Raw genomic sequence first — 18,818 nt, 5'->3', positions numbered from 1 at the left:
GAGAAATGATATAAAGGGGTGCGCCGCATATGCCGTGATCCCCATCAGCGTGATGGTGGCCGGCGTGGGGACCACCTCCTTCAAGGTCAAGGGCAGATTCGGCGTCGACAAGCCAAGCGACTTCTCGGCCCCCCTCAGGCCCATCGTCAGCTGGAACATAACCAGGAGGTGCAACCTGAAGTGCCTACACTGCTACATAGACGCCGGGGCCGAGGACCCCCGCGAGCTCACCACCGCCGAGGCCCTAGCCCTCGTCGACCAGATGGCCGAGGTGGGGGTACCCCTCATCCTCTTCACCGGGGGCGAGCCCCTCGTCCGGCGGGACTTCTTCGAAATCGCCGAGAGGGCCAGAGACGCGGGGATCAAGCTCGTCCTCTCCACAAACGGGACCTTGATCACCCCCGAGGTCGCCAGGAGGCTGAGGGAGGTGGGGGTGGTCTACGTGGGAGTCAGCCTAGACTCCATAGACCCCGCCTTCCACGACCAGTTCAGGGGGGTCCCGGGCAGCTTCGCCGCCGCGCTCGCCGGGATAAAAAACGCCACCGCCGCCGGCCTCGACGTGGGGCTCCGCTTCACCGTAACCGCCAAGAACATACGGGAGGCGGGGGCCTACGTGGACTTCGCCGCGTCGCTGGGCGTCAAGAGGATAACCTTCTACCACCTCTCCGCCGCCGGCAGAGCCCAGAAGCTCCCCCCCGACTGGTGGTACACCCCCCAGCAGTACAGGGAGTTCATAGAGACCCTCATCTCCAAGGCCAGGCAGTACGCCGGGAGGCTGGAGATAGAGACCACCCTAGCCCCCTACGACGGCATATACATCGCCCAGACGGTGGGCGGGGGGGACGAGAGACATCTAAAGTTCGTGGAGTCCACGGGCGGCTGCGGGAGGAAGATAATATCCATATACCCAAACGGCGACGTCTACCCCTGCCAGTTCATAGACTTCTACAAGCTGGGAAACGTCAGGGAGAAGCCCCTCCGGGAGATCCTCACCCCCGACAAGCTGGAGCCGTTTATAAACACCGACAGGTACCTGAGGGGGCCCAGGTGCTCCGCCTGCCGATTCAAGCAGTACTGCAAAGGCGGCGACAGAGCCAGGGCCTACTACCTAACCGGCGACATGTACGGCGACGACCCGCTCTGCCCCATCCCCCACCTCCTCAGATGAAGATCCGCGTCGCCACCAGGGGCTCCAAGCTCAGCCTAATCCAGACCGAGGAGCTCCTCGCCCAGATAAAGGCCGTGGAGCCCGACATCCGCTTCGAAATCGTGGTGGTGAAGACCACCGGCGACTTGATACAGGACAAGCCCCTCTTCCAGATAGGGGTCAAGGGCGTCTTCGAGAAGGAGGTCAACCTCGCCGTCTTGAGAGGCGAGGCGGACATGGCCGTCCACAGCCTAAAGGACCTACCCTCCGACCTCACCCCAGGCCTCGCCCTGGCGGGCTACTCCAGAAGAGCCCCGCCCAACGACGCCCTGGTGAGCCCCCGCGGCTACACCCTCGAGACGCTCCCCAGAGGCGCAGTCGTGGGCACCTCCAGCGTGAGGAGAGCCGAGTTCCTAAAGGCGGCCAGGCCCGACCTGGAGATCAAGCCCCTCCGGGGAAACGTAGACACGAGAGTCGCCAAGATCCTCTCCGGCCAGTACGACGCCGCCGTCATGGCCGCCGCCGGCCTACAGAGGCTCTACGGCGGAGCCCCCCCAATCCCCGCGGTCCCCCTAGCCGTGGAGGACCTCCCCCCGCCCCCCGGCCAGGGCATAGTGGCGGCCGTAGCCAGAGAGGAGGACACCTGGCTAACCGACCTGCTGAGGAGAGCCAGCGACAGGAAAGCCGCGGCGGAGGCGGCGGCCGAGAGGGCCTTCCTCGCCGAGGTAGGCGCCGGCTGCCACGTAGCCGTCGGAGGCATAGCAAGGCAGACCCCAGCCGGAATAGAGTTCACAGCCGGATACGCCCAAGGCGGCCGGAAACACCTGGTAAAGGTCTACGGAGAGGACCCCACCGAGGTCGGCAGGAGAGCGGCCAGACTCGTCGCACAAGCCATGAAAAAGACATAAACCACTGACGGGTGAGGCACATGCACCCCAAGTGGCTGGAGAGGCACTTCAGACACCTCCACCAGGCCCTAGCCGCCCTAGAGGAGGGAGACGCCACGGCCGCCTGCTACAACGCATACGTCTCAGCCGAGGCGCTGGCCAAAGGCGCCCTGGGGTACCACCCCTACGGCCAGGCGGAAAGCATAAAACGCCTCCCAGCCCTAGTCAGAGAAATCTTCGGCGGAAACCCCCCACCAGACGCAGAAAAATGCGCCCAATGCCTAGAACGCGAAGCCTTCTCCAACGACGCACAAACCTGCATAAAATGCGCCGAACTACTAGCCGACCTCATACACAACCACCTCAAAACCACAAAACCCACCTAAACAACCAACCCCCCTTAAAATCCCGCGAGGCTTTCAATCCTCAACTTAAGATTCTCAGGGGCACAGTGTAGGTTTTCCGGTGCATTCCGGTGCACTTTCAATCCTCTCTTCGAGATTCAAAACGCAGACCCGCTTATTGACAGGTTGGCGCATATACAGATCTTTCAATCCTCTCTTTGAGATTCAGGTATTCGCGGTGGTATACAATTACGGGCTCTGTGGTGGACTTTCAATCCTCTCTTTGAGATTCTCTGCCCAATGAAGAGGTGCCATTCGCACGACCAATAAACCTTATGGATGTTATCTTTCAATCCTCTTTTTGAGATTCTCCCAAGTTCCCCGGAAGGGCGGACGTCGTCGACGCCGCTCTCCTCTTTCAATCCTCTCTTTGAGATTCACCCCCACGCCGCCGTTTCTCTCCCCCAAGTCGTGGGGCAATTCTTTCAATCCTCTTTTTGAGATTCGTAAAGAGTAGGCTGTATAAGAATACTGCAACGTATTACATGTATTTGCTTTCAATCCTCTTTTTGAGATTCCCAATACATGGAAATATGCCTAAAAGAGATAAGGACGTTGGTGGAGCTTTCAATCCTCAACTTGAGATTCTGTACTATATCGATGAATACATGGAGAACGTCTACAAGCTGAGCTTTCAATCCTCAACTTGAGATTCGGACAGGCGCATAATGATAGTGCCCCTCGTCCTAGACGCTTTCAATCCTCAACTTGAGATTCCTCTCCCTCAGCCACACGCAGGTGTACTACGCTGTGAAGATCTTTCAATCCTCAACTTGAGATTCTGAGTTGTCGGCGCCGAACGATGCACAAGCATCCGCGGAGACTGCTTTCAATCCTCAACTTGAGATTCCACTCCGCCGTAAGGTGGCCACAATACGTTTCTATAAGAGTACAACTTTCAATCCTCAACTTGAGATTCCAACCCCGTTTTTTCAGTTATCGACAAGTTTCTGCGGTTAAACTTTCAATCCTCAACTTGAGATTCGGCTGAGCTGCTGGCCAGGGATCCCCACGCCTTCCTCGAGGCTTTCAATCCTCAACTTGAGATTCGTAGCAATGCAAGACCCCGATATATTTAATGCGGTCATGAAGCTTTCAATCCTCAACTTGAGATTCTGGAGAATGAGGACATCATTAGAGAGATTAGAGATTACCACTACGCTTTCAATCCTCAACTTGAGATTCCCGAGGAGCAGAAGTCGGTAATACACTCCACGATCGTCAAGCTGATCGCTTTCAATCCTCAACTTGAGATTCTGGGTCTTCTGGGTTTTGGTTTTTGTTGGTTTTTAAGTTTTTCTCTGTGGGGTTTTGTGTTGATTTCGGGGTGTTCTTGAGACTGCTCTTTCTGGGTTGCTTGTTTTTCTAGAGCTGACCCCGTGCGTCCCGCAGTTGAAAGCGTGTGGCTGGAGGTCGGCGGCGCCGTCCGCCGTTGTTCTGCCCGCCGTTTTTTAAACTGGATCTCCGCTTGACAAACACACAGCGACGGAGGAGTAGAACGATTTTACAAAAAAAAAGGGGTTGCTGCACGACGATTTATAAACGCCGCTGTCTATATAGGGTATGTAGGTTTGGTGGTTTTTATGGCGCCGTCTCTGAGTTCGTAGTGGGGGGTGTCTGGTGGGATGTCTCCTGGGTAGTGTGTTGTCAGGAGGACGAGGGCTTTGTTTGAGTACTGCCGTAGGTAGTCCATGAGGGTTTTTCTCTTGTCTGCGTCTAGGTAGGCTGTGGGCTCGTCTAGTAGGGCGGCTTTGGGGCGGCATGTGAGGACTCTGGCGATGGTGAGGAGCTTCTTGTAGCCGCCGGAGAGGTGTCTCGCTTTTCTGTGGAGGTGGGGGGTTAGGCCCAGCGCGTCCAGGACGTCGCCGTCGTGGCAGATGAGGTTGTCCTCTACTGTGCCCGCGAGGACGAGGGGCTCCTGGTGGGCGTAGAGCACCGCCCTTCTCATGCGCCGTAGTGCCTCGGCGAGGGGGGCCCCGTCTATGTACACCTCGCCCTCGTCGGGCTTCAGGAGGCCGGCGAGGGTCTTCAGGAGGGTGGTTTTGCCTGAGCCGTTTGGACCGACGACGGCGGCCATGCCGGCGTCTGGGAGCTCCAGGTCAACTCCCCGAAAGACCCACGAGCCGCCGTATCTCTTCCCCAGCCGGACGGCCCTTATCATCCCCTGTATCTGAAGCCCAGCGCCGTCACGGCGGCGCTCACCGCCACCGCCATGGCTAGGAGGACGGCGCCCAGCTGTATGGCCGCGTCCCAGTTTCCGAGCATGGTCTCGTGGGCCACCGCCGTGGTGAGGACCCTCGTCCTGTATCTAATGTCGCCGCCCAGCATGAGGGCTATCCCCAGCTCCCCTAGCGCTCTGCCGTAGGCCGCCGCGGCGGCCGCCGCCAGGCCCCCCGCCGCCTCCCTGACGTAGATCTTCAGGAGGGCTGCTCTCCCGAGGCCGAACATCTCGGCGAGCTCCCTCACCCTGGGGTCAACGCCGTCGAGGGCGGTCATGGCGTAGGAGAGGTACAGGGGGAGGACCAGGAGGGTGTGGCCCACCACCACCGCCTCCAGGGTGTAGAGGATGCCGAGGCCCCCCAGAGGCCCCGACCTGGCCAGGAGGAGGTAGAGGAGCAGGCCGAGGAGGACCGTGGGGATCCCCACGAGGCCGTTGAAGAGCGCCTTGAGGGCCTCCGCCAGGCGGCCGCCCCTCGTGTGTAGCCACAGGGCGGCTGGGGTGCCCACGGCGGCTGAGACTAGGGCTGGGACGGCGGAGACGTAGACCGAGTTGAGCACTATGCCCGCCAGCTCAGCCGACACAGCTGGGGCCGAAGACGGCCGGCTTTATCCACTCCATGGCCCTAGGGTCGGCCCTGGAGATGGGGGTGAAGAGGGGCTGACCCGCCACGGTCAGGTTGCCGATGACCTCCTGGCCCCTCGTCAGCATGTACTGGGCCATGAGCTTGGCGGCGGGGGAGGGCTTGACGATCTCGAAGCTGTATATGTTTATCAAGTCGGGCGCCGCCGGAACCACCACCTCCAGCTGATCCAGCCTATCTCTGTACCTCAGCCACGTCCCCACGTCGGTTAGGGCGTAGGCCCTCTTCTCGTTGGCCAACAGCAGGGTCTGCCCCATGCCGGCCCCCGCCGAGATGTACCACGTGTCCACCTTGGGGTCGGGCTCCCTCCCTATGGCCTCGCGCCAGAGGGACAGCTCCTTGATGTGGGTGCCCGACCTGTCGCCCCTCGACACGAAGGGGGCCTTGGCCTCCGCTATCCTCCTGAAGGCCTCCGCCGCGGAGGTCCCCCTGGCGCCGGCCGGGTCCCCCCTGGGCCCAACCACGATGAAGAAGTTGTAGGCTATGACGTCTCGGCACTTGAGGGTGCCGTTCTCCAGATACCTCCTCTCGAGGTCGGGGGCGTGCACAAGCACCACGTCCACGTCCCCCCTAGCCGCCATGAGGAGGGCCTGCCCCGTGCCGACGGCTGAGTACCTAACCTCCACGTCGTACCCCCTCTCCGCCGCCCACCTCTCGAAGTCCGGGATCAAGACGTCGAGGAGGCCCGTGTCCTTGACGCTGGTGGTGGTGGCCATGTAGAGGACGGCGTGTTGCCTAGGCGCCGTCTGCTGCGGCGCGGCGGTCTGCGGCCGCTGGCTTGCGATGAAGAGCGCAACCGCAACCGCCAACGCCACTACAATTATCAGATATCCAATTTTGGACATAAGAAACTATAAATCCGGGCTTTATAACTGTTGTGCGCTTCGTGGCCGAGCTCAAGGCCGTGGTAGGGGGGGCGGAGCTGGGGGCCGAGGTCTTCAAGGCCCTCCTCGCCATAGACATGACCGCCTCCATGAAGAGGGCCGCCCAGGCGCTGGGGATGCCCTACACCACCCTCTGGAACCTGGTGGCGCGCGCCGAGAGGGCCATGGGGGCGAGGCTGGTGGAGGCCTCCAGGAGAGGCGGGACGAGGCTCACCGAGGCGGGGCGGAGGGCCCTGCGGCTGTACATGGCCGAGGCGGCCAGGAGGGGCATCGTGCTGGGCCTCTCCCCCCTAATATACGCCGGCAGCCACGACCCAGCGGTGGAGGAGGCCCTCCGCGGCGGCGAGGCCTACTTCGTCGGGTCGCTACAGGGCCTCCTCATGGTGGCCGGGGGGCTGGCCCACTTCGGCGGGGTCCACCTGGGCGACAACCTCCAGGCCGTCGCCGCCTACGCTCCCCACCTCTGCCTAGTCAGAGGCTTCAGGAGGGAGGTGGGGGTGGCCGCGAGGCGCCCCATCGCCGACCTCACGCAGCTGGCGAACATGAGGCTGGTGAACAGGCCCCCGGGCGCCGGCACCAGGGCGCACATAGACCGCCTACTCCGCCAGCTGGGCGTCTCCCCCCGGGAGGCCCCCGGCTACGGCGACGTGGCCCAGACCCACGACGAGGCCGCCGCCAGGGTGGCCGCCGGCGAGGCGGACTACACCGTGACGACGCGGGCCGCCGCCGAGAGGCACGGCCTGCACTTCGTGAGGCTCTGGGAGGAGGACTTCGACTTCGTCTGCAGGCCGGAGGCCTGCGGCGAGGCCTCCCGCTTCGCCGCCGGCCTGAGGCTGGGCCCCGGCAGCCGCCCCCGGGGAGACGCGGGGCAGGTGGTCTGCCCCTAGTCCGCCACCCGCTCCACCCTCCTCCCCATCTCCCGCCCCCCCAGGAAGTCCCTCACGCTGTATAGAACCCGGTACTCCGACACCCCCAGCCTGCGGACGGCGTCTCTGATGTAGTCCTCGAGGACCTGCCTAGACACGCCGTGGACCATGAAGTAGCAGGGGTACCGCCACTTCCCCGGCACCGTGTTCCTAAGGACCACGTGGGTGGTGATGTTGAGCCTAGCCGCCGCCTCGCAGACCGGCTCCCTAACCACCACCATGGCGTTCTCCCTAAACCCAACCGCCTCCCCGTCCAGGGTGCCGTGGAGGTCCCGGAGCACCCCCAGCTTGATCAGCTCCCTGATCTTCGCCAGCGCCTCCCCCACGGAGGTGCCCAGCGCCTCGGCCGCCTCCCTAAACGGCTCGGGCACCAGCGGCAGAGACTTCACCCTGGAGAAGAAGGCCTGCGGCACCCCAAGCGACTCCACGGAGGGAGGAGACTCCGGCATGACCTCGCCCTTCGTCCACGACACCCCCCTCCTCAGGTCGAACCTCACATCCACCTTGTAGGACCTAAGCGAGTAGAGGATCACGTAGTCCAGGCCGAACTTCCCAGCCACAGCCGCCACCTTCCCCTCCAGCTCCTCCCTACTACGCGCCTTAGTCACAAACCACAGGTTGTAAGGCTTGAAATCCCGCTGGAAGTTGTGGCTCACGTACGGGTCCCTATTCACCTCCGCCGCCACCACCTCGACGACGTCCTCCGGCACAGCCATCCCCACCAAAGCCGCCTCCATCCCCCTCGCCCTGTAGTTCAAAATCGCCCCAATCCTCTTAAGCACCCCAGCCCTCACAGCCCCCCGCAGAACCTCAACCACCTCCCCCTCCCCAAGCCCAACCCTCTCACCCACCACAGCAAAAGGCCGCTCCACCAGAGGAAAATCGTACTGAACCTCCATCAACACATCCACCAACCGAGAATCCATACCAGAAAAAACCACTGGCACATAAAAACATCAACCCGCCAACCCCCACCACACCAACAAGCCCACACTTTAGATTTCCGGGCGTTTAGGGAAAAACTCCTTGAAGCGCACCTCATACGCAATACGGGTTTCTACTATCTTTTGATTTCTGGACGTTGCCGATGACCATGCGCACGAGAGAGGTAGAGACAGCGGTTTCTACTATCTTTTGATTTCTGGGGCGGCATGGCGAGGGTCATAATCGCCACCGGCACGCCGACTAGCGTTTCTACTATCTTTTGATTTCTGGGTCTCCGTACGCGGTGCGGCTCGGCTACAACGATATGGCAAGTGGGTTTCTACTATCTTTTGATTTCTGGAGAACTGAAATGGCTTGCGGCTTCATTTCTGGATACTCCATATGTTTCTACTATCTTTTGATTTCTGGGACTAGCTCGTCCAACCACGCCGCCCCCGCGGCGCCTTTCTCGTTCGTTTCTACTATCTTTTGATTTCTGGGATTATGGCGAATTTGTTATGCCATCTGCGGCTTCTCTCCTGGTTTCTACTATCTTTTGATTTCTGGAGCACGCCAACGGCAAGACCAGTTTCAGACATAATGTTTCTACTATCTTTTGATTTCTGGGGAAAGCAACGCGTCAAAGTATGTTTCAGCTACAGCGGGGGCGTTTCTACTATCTTTTGATTTCTGGGCAGGCGCGGGTTTATTGACATGTGATGTCTCTGTAGAGGGTTTCTACTATCTTTTGATTTCTGGAGGGCGGAAGGAGAGGGAGGGGTCGAGCGGATGCAACTTCGAAGTTTCTACTATCTTTTGATTTCTGGTTGTCAACCCCCGGCCCGGGGGCCGTGTCAAGGGCCAGTTGGCTGTTTCTACTATCTTTTGATTTCTGGCGCGGGCCGGGCGACGCGGCCCCCGACGCCGGCTTCGTTTCTACTATCTTTTGATTTCTGGGCAACATATCGCCATCTCAGAGCGGCATATCTGCGTCTGGTACCGTGTTTCTACTATCTTTTGATTTCTGGGCGGAAGATAGGCAGTGCCGTGGTTGAGGTGGCAACTGGAGGTGGGTTTCTACTATCTTTTGATTTCTGGATATGTTGCCAACGAGGCATACAGGTTCTGGACAGATGTAGAGTTTCTACTATCTTTTGATTTCTGGTGGACATGTAGCTGACGTATATGTCTCATCCACATAAACTACGCGTTTCTACTATCTTTTGATTTCTGGTGACTTCTGAGGGTAGCGCAGAGGAGCGTAGGAAGAAGCTGTTTCTACTATCTTTTGATTTCTGGCATAGTGTTGGGGCTCATGGCCTGCGCCTTTTGGTGTTCTAGGGTTTCTACTATCTTTTGATTTCTGGCTGGGTTCCTCAGGCACCACCTCGACATCGACTTCCTTGTTCATGTTTCTACTATCTTTTGATTTCTAGCGCCCTTTAGGGCGGGGAGGGGGCCAGCGATTGTATGCCGAGCATGTTTCTACTATCTTTTGATTTCTGGGGCGCCACCATAATCTTAACACTCCTGCCATACCACCACGTAACGTTTCTACTATCTTTTGATTTCTGGAACCATGATGCAGGGGCTGATGAGGTATATGGTCATGCAGATGGTTTCTACTATCTTTTGATTTCTGGCGCTCGTGACCGTCGCCGACGGCGTCGTGTGTATACAGTGCGGAGCGTTTCTACTATCTTTTGATTTCTGACTTCGACGAGAAGATCACAAGGACACAGATCAAGTATATTCGTTTCTACTATCTTTTGATTTCTGGATGCGGAATGTGAAACAGATGCGTTAAACACATTTATCACGTTTCTACTATCTTTTGATTTCTGGACGTCTGGCGCTCAGTAAATCCATGTAGTGAGACCGTCCAGTTTCTACTATCTTTTGATTTCTGGCGTAGCACCTCATACCAACCCCCCACCTTGCGTCTCGACTTTGTTTCTACTATCTTTTGATTTCTGGATGTTTGAGTGGAGTGGCGACACAGCAACAGTCACGCCGTTCAGTTTCTACTATCTTTTGATTTCTGGGGCTTGTATTTTCAGATCTTTTGGGTTTTTAAGTTTTTTCGTGGTTTTTTGTTGGTTCGGGGGTCGCTTTTCCACCGCCCTTTACATTCATATATTCCTCTGTCTGAGCTCCGGCGTACGCCATTCTTCGCCTTTACCATCATACACGCGCCCTAGAGAAGGCGGCCACCCAGCGCCATTCTTCGCGTTTGGCCTTCTAAACCCTTGTCTAAAGTATATTACATCCTTTACTGACATATAGAGTAATGTTTTAATGCTTGTGGGATATCGTAGGCATGTATCTCTACTTTGGCCGTGTGAGAGTTGGCCCTCTCGTTGGCTATCTCTGGCTTTTGGGCCGTCGGCTGTATCTGAGGGTGGGGTGGCGTCCTCGTGATACCGTCTACCTCGGCTCTGTGGACGACCTGCTGGGGGTGGCTGTGAGGGTTAGGTGGCTCGTCCCAAGGCCCCTCCCCGTTAGGCACCTCGTGGCTGCCCTCGTCGACGCCCTCAAAAAGGCCTACTACGTCGCCAGCCGCTACCGCGACTCCCCCCGCTGGAAGATACGCGCCTGGGAGGCGGCAATGGCCATAGAATACGCCGCCTCTGCGCTGGCGATGTACTGGCCAAGCGCCGCCAAAAAGATACTAGACGACGGCTAGGGGGTTGTGTTGGTTGGGGTGTGGTGGTTGGCTTTGTGGTGTTCTGGGTGGGGGCTTGTGATGGCGTTTCTGGGGGACCGGGGTGTTGCCGGGTGTGTGGAAGGGGGTTGGCCGAGTGGTCTTTGGTTTCTTTGTCCGTGTTGGTGGACGTCGCTGCTCTTGTGGTGGTCTAGGTTAAGTGCCCGCCTGGCTAGTAGAAACGCGGAATGCTCTGCTGATGCCGGTCCTCATGAGTCCCTCGTTGGTTTCGAGGAAACATCGGTCTAGCTCTTTTAATGTGCAGGTGGCGATGGCGTTGGCTATTTCTAGGAAGTCCCGGGGGATGTCATTCATGTGGCTCCACGACTACGAATACGTCCTTGTCGATCCCTAGCTTTTTGAGTTCGCCGTGGATTGTCTTTGATAGTTGGTCCCATACCTTGAGGAGCGCGTCGGCGTCGCCCCTCATTGCGTATTTTATTACCGTTGTTTCCCAATTTCCGTCGATCTCTTTAGCTATGTCGACGTCGACTAATTCTACCTCCTTGTTTTCGTTGATGATTTTTAACGTCTTCCGTATTGCCACAAGTATTGGTCCAGGGTCCATGCCCAGGGGGGTGGAGATTTTTTTCCGCGGCTCGTTGTGGGGCGTGTTTCCGTCTCCTCTGATGTAAATCGCCTGGTTTGCCGCCATGGTGGTCACCCGCGCCTGGGTTGTGTCCACGAGACTTTGCTGACCCAGTACGCCCAGTAGACTGGCTCGTTGCGTGGAGTTTTATAATTTATGTTTCGTGAAACCATGACCACCTCGGCGACGACCCTGACGTCGAATTTTCCTCTCGACGTCTCAACCGTGGTTTCGGCCACCGCGGGCTCCTGCTCCGCTATGTCAACCAGCTCCCAACCGTCTGTTGGAAGCGTGGGTGGGAGTAAGGGCTTGTCGGCCACGGCCTTCTTCAGCTCCTCAGGCAAGTCCTCAATGTATATGCCGCCCACGACGCTCACGTCGAAGTTTACACCGCCGAAGGGGGAGAAGCCGATCTCCTTCACGTTTAGTATCAGGTTCTTTAGCTTAATAACTGCGCCGTCGGTGAGCTTGATGGTGCCTACTCCAACCTCGCCAAGGCTCGCGGCTGATCTGCTCCACGTCCTTATTTGTCTTTCGGCTTTGTGGGGTAGCGGCCGTTGGGCGCGTCGGGGCGGCCCGCGGGTGGCGGCGTCGGCATGCCGCGGCGGTGGCCCGGCGTGGTTTGTGCCCCATTGGCCTCCGGCCTGTGGGCTTCGGGGTCTGCGCGGGGTGCCGCTCGGGCTTGTGGAGCGGGGGGTGGCCGCGGCTTAGGTGGGGACTAGAAGGGGGTGCCGTCTTTTAGCCATTTTGCGGCTTCTGGGGCGTGGTAGGTGAGGATTAAGTCTGCGCCTGCCCTTTTTATTGCGGTTAGGATCTCCAGCGTGGTGACCTTCTCGTCTATGTATCCGGCGGCTGCGGCGGCTTTTACCATGGCGTATTCTCCGGAGACGTTGTAGGCGGCTAGGGGGGCCCAGGGGTAGTGCTGTTTTACTAGGCGGATTACGTCTAGGTATGCGAGGGCTGGCTTTACCATGACTATGTCTGCGCCCTCCTCCAGGTCCATGGCGACTTCTTTGAGGGCTTCGTGGGCGTTTCTGGGGTCCATCTGGTATGTCCTCCTGTCGCCGAATTTGGGGGCTGAGGCGGCGGCTGTGCGGAAGGGGCCGTAGAAGGCTGAGGCGTATTTGGCGCTGTATGCCATGATGCCCACGTGGTGGAAGCCGTGGGCGTCTAGGGCTTTTCTGATCTCGGCCACCTGGCCGTCCATCATGCCGCTTGGGGCGACGAAGTCGGCGCCGGCGTCTGCGTACACGAGGGCCTCCTTGGCGTAGAGCTTTATGGTCTTGTCGTTGTCGACGTGCCACCTGCCGCCGGCGGTCTCTACCACGCCGCAGTGTCCGTGGTCTGTGTATTCGCAGAGGCAGACGTCTGCGAAGAGGAGCGCCTTGTCGCCGAAGGTCTCCTTTAGGAGGCGGAGGGCCTTGGGGACGGGGCCCTCCGGGTCGTAGCCCCTGGAGCCGTGGGGGTCTTTCTGCTCCTCGGGCACCACGCCGAATAGGATGAACTTGTTGACTCCCAGGGCGAGGGCCTCCTCCACGTGTTTGACGAGCTCCTCGCCGACGGGCCACCGGTGTTGGCCGGGCATGGTGGGTATGGCCTCGGGGCCGGGGCCCTCCTTGACGAAGATGGGGTAGATGAAGTCGCCGGGGTCCAGGGCTGTCTCCGCCACCGCGTCTCTAACGATTTTGCTTGTCCTTAGGCGGCGGGGCCTGGCGGCGGGGTACCTCATGCCCCCGCCGGCGGGGGTCCTTATATCTTTTCGCCTCTGCAGAGGGCCTCTAGGCGGGCGGCGGAGCGGGGGTCCAGCCTCCTGTAGCTGGGGGGCGGCCTCAGCCCGGCGGCGGCTGGGGGGACGGGGGCGGCGCAGGGGGCTGGGCTCCTCGCCTCTATCAACACGGCGTAGCGGGCGCCCTGGACGCGCCTCGTGTCCTCTTCGCCGACGCCGCAGTCCCCCAGCTGCTGGAGGAGGCGGGGGAGGCTACGGGGTGGGGCTATGAAGACTAGGCCCGCCGTGAAGCGGCCTGCCACGGCGGCGGCGGGCTTGGTGAAGTAGAGGTAGACCGCGTCTCCGGGCTGCACCAGAGGCCCCGCGAGCCTCCTCAGCTCGCACCTCCTCTGGCCGGCGAGGATCTGCCGGCCGAGCTGGGGCTTGATAGACATGAGGAAGACCGCCACGTATGGCGGGCGGCCGGGGGTTTTAAAGGTCAGCGCTTCAGCCCAGCCGGAGCCGCCGGCAGACCCGCCGGGCCCCTCGGGCGCGGCCGCCGGAGCACGCTTGTCCACATGCGCCTCTTCTCCAGAGGGCTGCCCCGGCTGGGGTCAAGCTTTTAACTCAGCCTCCGGGGGGCGGGGGTGAGGTGCTTCTGTGGCCGGCCGGCTGGGGAGGGAGGCCTCTGTCCGTATCACGACCCGGGGTGTGTGAGGGATCCGGCGTGCCGCCGGCAGCTTGTCTTTACGGCTGACTGCGAGGGGTGTAGCCTGCCTGGGGGCGAGGCTGTGGAGGTGGCGCCTAGGCTTAGGGGGGCTAGGATCTACGGGCCTCTTGTGGTGGAGTTCGTGGTTGGGGATGTGGATCTGAGGGGGGCGCGGGGGGTTGACCTCTTCGTGTACAGCGTGAGGGGTGATATATACCTGGAGGGGGCCCGCTTCCGGCACATATATATCGACCAGGCGGCGGGGGGCGTCTACTTCTCGGGCGGCGTGGCCTACAGCTTCTTCGCCGCCTCCGTCGAGGGCCGCATCTCGGCTAGGGGGGCGCGGGTCGGGGGGCACGTCGTCGTTGTGGACTCGTCTGGGGCCTTGGACCTCTCCGGCGCCTCTGCCGCTGGTGAGGTGGCGGTGGACGGCTTTAGGGGTGATGTGGCGGCGGGGGCGCGGGCGTACGCCGTGTCTCTCTCGCGGGTGAGGGGGGACGTGGACCTGTCGGGGGGTCGGGTGGAGGGGGACGTGGCTGTGGTGGAGTCGTCGGGGGGGCGGCTGGATCTGTCGGGGCTTGAGGTGGGGGGCAGGGTCTTCGTGTTGGGTTCTAGGTTCGGGGGGGTTAGGGTGGATAGGGCGGAGGTGCTGAGGAGGTTGGTGGTGCTGTAGCTACTCCTCCGCGATGTAGACCCTCAGCAGGCCTATGGACTCCACCTCGGCCTCCACCACGTCGCCTCCCTTGAGGTACCTCCCCTTGGCCCACCCCACGCCGGGGGGCGTGCCGGTGAAGATGAGGTCGCCGGGGCGTAGGGTTATGCCCTGGGAGGCCCAGTGTATCAGCTGCTGGACGTTGAAGATGAGGTGGGAGGTGTTGCCCTCCTGCTCCAGCTGGCCGTTTACCCAAAGCCTCAGCGCCAGCTTGTTGGGGTCCGGCACCTCGTCCTTCGTCACGATGTGGGGGCCCACGGGCGCCGCCGTGTCCATGGTCTTGCCCCATATCCAGTTCTTGCCGTACTGCCTGGCCGTCTTCTCGTCTGGGTTCTGCCAGTCGCGCATGGACATGTCGAGCCCGACGGTGTAGCCGAAGACGTGGTCGAGGGCCCTCTCGGGATCCACGTATTTGCCGGGGCGCCCCATCACCACCACCAGCTCCACCTCCCAGTCCAGCTTCTGCACCACCCTGTGCTTCAGCACGTAGCCCTCGTGGCCCACCAGCGCGTTTGGGAACTTGGGGAAGAAGTAGGGCTTGTCGGGGGGCTCCAGGCCGGTCTCGGCGCCGTGTGCCCTGTAGTTGACGGCTACGCAGAGTATCTTCTCGGGGTTTGGGACGGGGGGCTCCCACCTCACCTCGGCGGGTTGGTAGAGGGGGCCCTTGGCCTCCCTCTCCAGCCTCCTCACGACGTCGAGGGCGGGGTCGCCGAGGGCGATGAGGCGCCTCATGTCGTAGAGGAAGTCGGGGGCCTCCTCGGTGCCGAAGGTGGCCTTGTAGGCCTCGGGGAGGTCCAGCACCCTTCCGCCTCTTAGGAGGCCGACCTTCCTGACCTCTCCTCTTCTGAAGGTGAGGAGCCTCACGGCGGCGGGGGGCGGGGGGTATAAATCCGTTGACTATCGGATTCGATATCGAATCCGAAAAAGCTTATAAAGGCGGCTGTTTCGTGGATACATGGGGCCTCCCCCGTGGGCGTTCATATCTAGGAAGGGGCTGAGGGAGGTGGCGCTGTGGTTGCTGTCCGACCGGCCTATGAACGGGGCTGAGCTGATTAGGGCTGTGGAGGAGGTGACGTGGGGGTTCTGGAGGCCCTCGCCCGGCTCGGTCTACCCCCTGCTGAGGCAACTGGAGGCGGAGGGGCTGGCGAGGCGGAGGGAGGACGGGCGGTACGAGCTGACTGAGGCGGGGCGGCGGGCCGCCAAGCTGATCCCCTGGGCTAGGGGGCCGAGGCTGGGCGGGCCGAGGAGCGTGGAGGAGGTGGTGGAGGAGCTGGAGAGCTGGGCCCTCTATCTAGCCGACGTGGCCGCCACGGAGCCCGAGAGGGTTGCGCCCCACAGGGAGCGGATTAGGAAGATCGCCGAGGTGCTTCAGAAGGTGTAAATTCTGCACCGAGATATATAAAACGCCGCACTCTTTTTCCCCACGTGCTTGTGGTGGAGGGCCTCTCCGTGTGGGTTGGGGGGAGGGAGCTGCTACGCGGCGTTTCTTTCTCCGCGGCGAGGGGGGAGGCCGTGTACATCCTCGGCCCCAACGGCGTGGGGAAGTCCAGCCTCCTCAAGGCGTTGATGGGGATCCCGGGCTACGAAGCGCCGGAGGGGAGGGTCCTCCTAGACTGCGAGGATCTGTCCAGGCTTAGGCCCCACGAGAGGGCGGCTAGGGGCCTCGCCCTGGCCTTCCAGACCCCGCCGCGGCTACAGGGGGTGAGGGTGGGGGCCCTCCTGGGCAACATATGTAGGAAGTGGGGGTGCGACGTCCGGGAGGTGGCTAGGGCTGTGGAGGTGGAGCACCTCCTGGAGCGGGAGGTGGGGAGGCTGTCCGGCGGCGAGGGGAAGAGGGTGGAGCTGGCCACGGTGTTGGCCCGTAGGCCGAAGGCGGCGCTTGTGGACGAGCCCGACAGCGGCGTAGACGTGGACAGCCTCCAGGTGGTGGCGCGCGCGTTGAGGAAGCTGGCGGAGGAGGCGGCGCTCGTCGTGGTTACCCACGGGGCCCACATAGCTAGGCACCTGCCCCCGGACAAGGTCTGCGTCCTCTACGGCGGGGGGCTGAGGAGGTGCGGGGGGCGGGAGCTGGCGGAGGAGGTGCTTGCCCATGGCTTCGCGGGGGTGGCTTGAGGAGGTTAGGGAGAGGGCTAAGGCGGCGCTTGGCCGCCCCGCCCCTTATGGTCCTGACGTGGACGTGGCGCAGTTCGGCGACGGGGGCGGGCCGGCTGGGGAGGGGGCTGTGGCGGAGGCGGCGGGGAGGGTGGGCGTGTCCGCGGGGGCGCCCGCCTACTATATACAGGGGGACAACGCCTACTTTAGGTACCTGAGCCGCCTCCCGGGGGTGGAGGTGTATAGGGTGGAGGAGTTCGCCGACGCCCACCCGGACCTCGCCAGGGAGTACCTCTGGCGCCTCGTGCCCCCCGACTTGGACAAATACACGGCCGTGGCGGCGCTCAGGGGAGTCGGGGGGTATGTGGTTAGGGTTAAGGCCGGGGCTAAGGTGAGGGAGCCGGTGCTGGCGTGTCTCTCCATCGTCCGCGGCGGCCTCCAGGCTCCGCACAACGTGGTTGTGGTGGAGGAGGGGGCGGAGGCGGTGGTCTACACGGGCTGCGTTATTGCGCCGGAGGCCGTGGGGCTCCACGCCGCGGTGTCGGAGTTCTACGTGTTGAGGGGGGCTAAGCTCCGCTTCATCATGGTGCACAGCTGGGCTAGGGCGGCCCACGTGAGGCCGCGCACGGGGGTGCTGGTGGAGGAGGGCGGGGAGTACGTGGAGTACTACGCCAACCTCCAGGAGGTGGATTCCCTCCAGACAAGCCCGAGGATCGTGTTGAAGGACGGGGCGAGGGCCCACGCCACCTCGGTCCTCCTGGGGCTTGGGAGGGCGAAGATCGACGTGGGCACCACAGCTGTGCTGGAGGGCGACGGGGCCGCGGCTGAGCTGACCACGAGGGCTCTGGCGGCGGACAGCTCCAGCGTCGTCATGCGGGCGCTGGTGGAGGCCTACAAGCCGTCTAGGGGCCACGTGGAGTGTAGCGGCCTGCTTCTCTCAGACGGCGCGAGGGCTGTGACTGTTCCGCAGTTGGCGGCGTATCACAGAGACGCGGCGCTTACCCACGAGGCCTCCATCGGCAGGCTTGCCGAGGAGGAGATCAACTACCTCATGGCAAAGGGCTTCACCTACGAGGAGGCCGTGTCTATCCTCGTGAGGGGGTTCGTGACGACGGACATCCACCGGTATCTGCCGGAGCAGGCGAGGAGGTACGTGGAAAACATTGAAAAACTGGTGGCGGAGAGGGCGATGTGAGGCTTAGGCCTCCGCCTAGGATAAAGGTGCTCGAGGCCCTGGGGGCTGTGGCGGATGGGAGAGTCAAGGTGCTGGGGCCGGGGAGGTGCGAGGTGGTGTCGTCCGAGGGGGATAGGGTATACCGCGTGGAGGTGGCCGGGGGGAGGGCCAGGAGCGACGACAACGGCACTGTGTATAGGGGGTACGTGGGGTACCCCATAATAGCCTGCCTAATGGCCGAGGGGAGGCTCCCCGTGGACCCGGGGCTTGCGGAGAGGCTGAGGGGGGTGGCGTGGAGGAGGTTGAACGAGCGGTTTGGGAGATACGAGGAGGTGCTACGCCACATATACGCCGAGAGGGCGATAGATAGGGCCTCGGCGGAGCGGTACATAGACGAGGTGCTGAAGCTCCTCGGCGAGATGAGGCTTGAGAGGGCGGCGCCGTGAAGCTCAGGGTGCTGGAGATCTTCGCCTCCCTCCAGGGCGAGGGGGTGAACCTCGGCAGACCCGCCGTCTTCATCAGGCTGGCGGGTTGCCCAATACGGTGCCGCTACTGCGACACGAAGTACAGCTGGGACCCCCTAGGCGGCGAGGAGCTAGACGCGGAGGAGGTCGTAAGGAGGGCGGCGGCGCACGGCCCGCTGGGCCACGTGGTTATCACCGGCGGGGAGCCGCTGATCTGGCGCAACCTCCACGAGCTGGCCTGCCCCCTCCGGCGGCTGGGCACAGTGGAGGTGGAGACCAGCGGCGTCTATCCCCCCACCCCCCAGCTGGACGCGTGCGTCGACTTCTACGACGTGTCGCCTAAGCTCTCCAACGCCGGGGTGGAGGCCCCCCTGCACCCCCACTACCCGAGGAGCCCCAAGGCCTGGTTCAAGTTCGTGGTGGGGGGCGTGGAGGACGTGGAGGAGGCGGCCCGCTACGTTGAGAGACACGGCATACCCCGCGATAGGGTCTTCCTGATGCCGCTTGCGGAGACGCCGGAGCAACACGCCGAGGTCCTCCGCCGGATTTGGGACGCCGCGGTTGAACACAGGCTCCGCGTCACGCCGAGGCTACACGTGGAGGCTTGGGGCAACGCGAGGGGAAAGTAAATAAGGGG

The 18,818-nt window shown here is 61.8% G+C and carries 20 protein-coding genes and 1 CRISPR repeat array; of the genes, 11 read left to right on the top strand and 9 right to left on the bottom strand.

The annotated features are described in order from the left end of the window. Positions 1 to 34 precede the first annotated feature (34 nt). From TNEU_RS04845 to TNEU_RS04835, 3 genes are read left to right on the top strand one after another with little or no spacing between them, the layout of a single operon-like run. Positions 35 to 1,168 (top strand): radical SAM/SPASM domain-containing protein, encoded by a 1,134-nt coding sequence (locus TNEU_RS04845; protein WP_012350324.1) that lies wholly within the window; start codon positions 35 to 37, stop codon positions 1,166 to 1,168. Further along, positions 1,165 to 2,055 carry a hydroxymethylbilane synthase gene (gene hemC, locus TNEU_RS04840; RefSeq protein WP_012350323.1) on the top strand — a complete coding sequence of 297 codons (891 nt, stop codon included), beginning with the start codon at positions 1,165 to 1,167 and terminating at the stop codon, positions 2,053 to 2,055. Before TNEU_RS04845 ends, hemC begins: the two co-directional genes overlap by 4 nt. Before the next feature lie 20 nt (positions 2,056 to 2,075). Further along, complete coding sequence (locus TNEU_RS04835) at positions 2,076 to 2,420, top strand: HEPN domain-containing protein (protein WP_012350322.1); 345 nt, start codon at positions 2,076 to 2,078, stop codon at positions 2,418 to 2,420. Between the two features lie 1,570 nt (positions 2,421 to 3,990). Here the strand turns inward: TNEU_RS04835 and TNEU_RS04830 are convergent. From TNEU_RS04830 to TNEU_RS04820, 3 genes are read right to left on the bottom strand one after another with little or no spacing between them, the layout of a single operon-like run. Continuing rightward, positions 3,991 to 4,599, bottom strand: a complete 609-nt coding sequence (locus TNEU_RS04830) for an ABC transporter ATP-binding protein (protein ID WP_012350321.1) — start codon at positions 4,597 to 4,599, stop codon at positions 3,991 to 3,993. After that, positions 4,596 to 5,240 (bottom strand): ABC transporter permease, encoded by a 645-nt coding sequence (locus TNEU_RS04825; protein WP_012350320.1) that lies wholly within the window; start codon positions 5,238 to 5,240, stop codon positions 4,596 to 4,598. Before TNEU_RS04825 ends, TNEU_RS04830 begins: the two co-directional genes overlap by 4 nt. Next, positions 5,230 to 6,144, bottom strand: a complete 915-nt coding sequence (locus tag TNEU_RS04820) for an ABC transporter substrate-binding protein (protein WP_012350319.1) — start codon at positions 6,142 to 6,144, stop codon at positions 5,230 to 5,232. Before TNEU_RS04820 ends, TNEU_RS04825 begins: the two co-directional genes overlap by 11 nt. A 32-nt stretch (positions 6,145 to 6,176) precedes the next feature. On the opposite strand from TNEU_RS04820, the gene TNEU_RS04815 reads away from it, so the two are divergent. After that, positions 6,177 to 7,070: a substrate-binding domain-containing protein gene (locus TNEU_RS04815; RefSeq protein WP_012350318.1), complete on the top strand. Its 894-nt coding sequence runs from the start codon at positions 6,177 to 6,179 to the stop codon at positions 7,068 to 7,070. Here the strand turns inward: TNEU_RS04815 and TNEU_RS04810 are convergent. Beyond that, positions 7,067 to 8,035 carry an Lrp/AsnC family transcriptional regulator gene (locus tag TNEU_RS04810; RefSeq protein ID WP_012350317.1) on the bottom strand — a complete coding sequence of 323 codons (969 nt, stop codon included), beginning with the start codon at positions 8,033 to 8,035 and terminating at the stop codon, positions 7,067 to 7,069. The genes TNEU_RS04815 and TNEU_RS04810 overlap by 4 nt on opposite strands. A gap of 127 nt (positions 8,036 to 8,162) precedes the next feature. Next, a CRISPR array of direct repeats spans positions 8,163 to 10,078; the repeat unit is 25 nt; unit sequence GTTTCTACTATCTTTTGATTTCTGG. Between the two features lie 275 nt (positions 10,079 to 10,353). Here TNEU_RS04810 and TNEU_RS04805 point away from each other — a divergent pair. Further along, positions 10,354 to 10,719: a hypothetical protein gene (locus tag TNEU_RS04805; protein ID WP_012350316.1), complete on the top strand. Its 366-nt coding sequence runs from the start codon at positions 10,354 to 10,356 to the stop codon at positions 10,717 to 10,719. A 325-nt stretch (positions 10,720 to 11,044) separates the two neighbouring features. Here the strand turns inward: TNEU_RS04805 and TNEU_RS04800 are convergent, their stop codons facing one another. From TNEU_RS04800 to TNEU_RS04785, 4 genes are all read right to left on the bottom strand, one after another. Continuing rightward, positions 11,045 to 11,422: a hypothetical protein gene (locus TNEU_RS04800; protein ID WP_148682353.1), complete on the bottom strand. Its 378-nt coding sequence runs from the start codon at positions 11,420 to 11,422 to the stop codon at positions 11,045 to 11,047. Further along, the gene (locus TNEU_RS04795; protein WP_012350313.1) at positions 11,398 to 11,748 is read right to left on the bottom strand and encodes a hypothetical protein; all 351 of its coding nucleotides are present in this window, start codon (positions 11,746 to 11,748) and stop codon (positions 11,398 to 11,400) included. The genes TNEU_RS04800 and TNEU_RS04795 overlap by 25 nt, the downstream gene beginning before the upstream one ends. A gap of 296 nt (positions 11,749 to 12,044) precedes the next feature. After that, the gene (gene hemB / locus TNEU_RS04790; protein WP_012350312.1) at positions 12,045 to 13,055 is read right to left on the bottom strand and encodes a porphobilinogen synthase; all 1,011 of its coding nucleotides are present in this window, start codon (positions 13,053 to 13,055) and stop codon (positions 12,045 to 12,047) included. 20 nt (positions 13,056 to 13,075) lie between these two features. After that, positions 13,076 to 13,609: a hypothetical protein gene (locus TNEU_RS04785; RefSeq protein WP_245521989.1), complete on the bottom strand. Its 534-nt coding sequence runs from the start codon at positions 13,607 to 13,609 to the stop codon at positions 13,076 to 13,078. Positions 13,610 to 13,678: 69 nt separating this feature from the next. Between TNEU_RS04785 and TNEU_RS04780 the strand changes: the two genes are divergently transcribed. Next, a complete protein-coding gene (locus TNEU_RS04780; protein ID WP_012350310.1) occupies positions 13,679 to 14,413 on the top strand; it encodes a DUF4097 family beta strand repeat-containing protein in 735 nt (244 codons plus the stop codon). Here the strand turns inward: TNEU_RS04780 and TNEU_RS04775 are convergent, their stop codons facing one another. Further along, on the bottom strand, positions 14,414 to 15,316 hold the full coding sequence (locus TNEU_RS04775) for a fumarylacetoacetate hydrolase family protein (protein ID WP_012350309.1): 903 nt from the start codon (positions 15,314 to 15,316) through the stop codon (positions 14,414 to 14,416). It lies immediately after the preceding gene. A gap of 91 nt (positions 15,317 to 15,407) precedes the next feature. On the opposite strand from TNEU_RS04775, the gene TNEU_RS04770 reads away from it, so the two are divergent. Genes TNEU_RS04770 through TNEU_RS04750 form a run of 5 tightly spaced genes read left to right on the top strand, consistent with a single transcriptional unit; the run spans position 15,408 to position 18,810 of the window. Next, positions 15,408 to 15,833 (top strand): PadR family transcriptional regulator, encoded by a 426-nt coding sequence (locus tag TNEU_RS04770; RefSeq protein WP_012350308.1) that lies wholly within the window; start codon positions 15,408 to 15,410, stop codon positions 15,831 to 15,833. A 44-nt stretch (positions 15,834 to 15,877) separates the two neighbouring features. Next, on the top strand, positions 15,878 to 16,564 hold the full coding sequence (locus TNEU_RS04765; protein ID WP_012350307.1) for an ATP-binding cassette domain-containing protein: 687 nt from the start codon (positions 15,878 to 15,880) through the stop codon (positions 16,562 to 16,564). Then, positions 16,542 to 17,738, top strand: coding sequence for a SufD family Fe-S cluster assembly protein (locus TNEU_RS04760; RefSeq protein ID WP_012350306.1), 1,197 nt, complete (start codon positions 16,542 to 16,544; stop codon positions 17,736 to 17,738). Before TNEU_RS04765 ends, TNEU_RS04760 begins: the two co-directional genes overlap by 23 nt. After that, a complete protein-coding gene (locus TNEU_RS04755) occupies positions 17,735 to 18,163 on the top strand; it encodes a hypothetical protein (RefSeq protein ID WP_012350305.1) in 429 nt (142 codons plus the stop codon). The genes TNEU_RS04760 and TNEU_RS04755 overlap by 4 nt, the downstream gene beginning before the upstream one ends. After that, entirely contained in the window at positions 18,160 to 18,810 is a 651-nt protein-coding gene (locus TNEU_RS04750; protein WP_012350304.1) for a 7-carboxy-7-deazaguanine synthase QueE, read from the top strand. Before TNEU_RS04755 ends, TNEU_RS04750 begins: the two co-directional genes overlap by 4 nt. Positions 18,811 to 18,818 lie beyond the last annotated feature (8 nt).

The sequence above is a fragment of the Pyrobaculum neutrophilum V24Sta genome (assembly GCF_000019805.1).
GTDB classification, from domain to species: Archaea; Thermoproteota; Thermoprotei; order Thermoproteales; family Thermoproteaceae; genus Pyrobaculum; species Pyrobaculum neutrophilum.
This window is presented reverse-complemented; position numbering and strand designations above follow the sequence as displayed.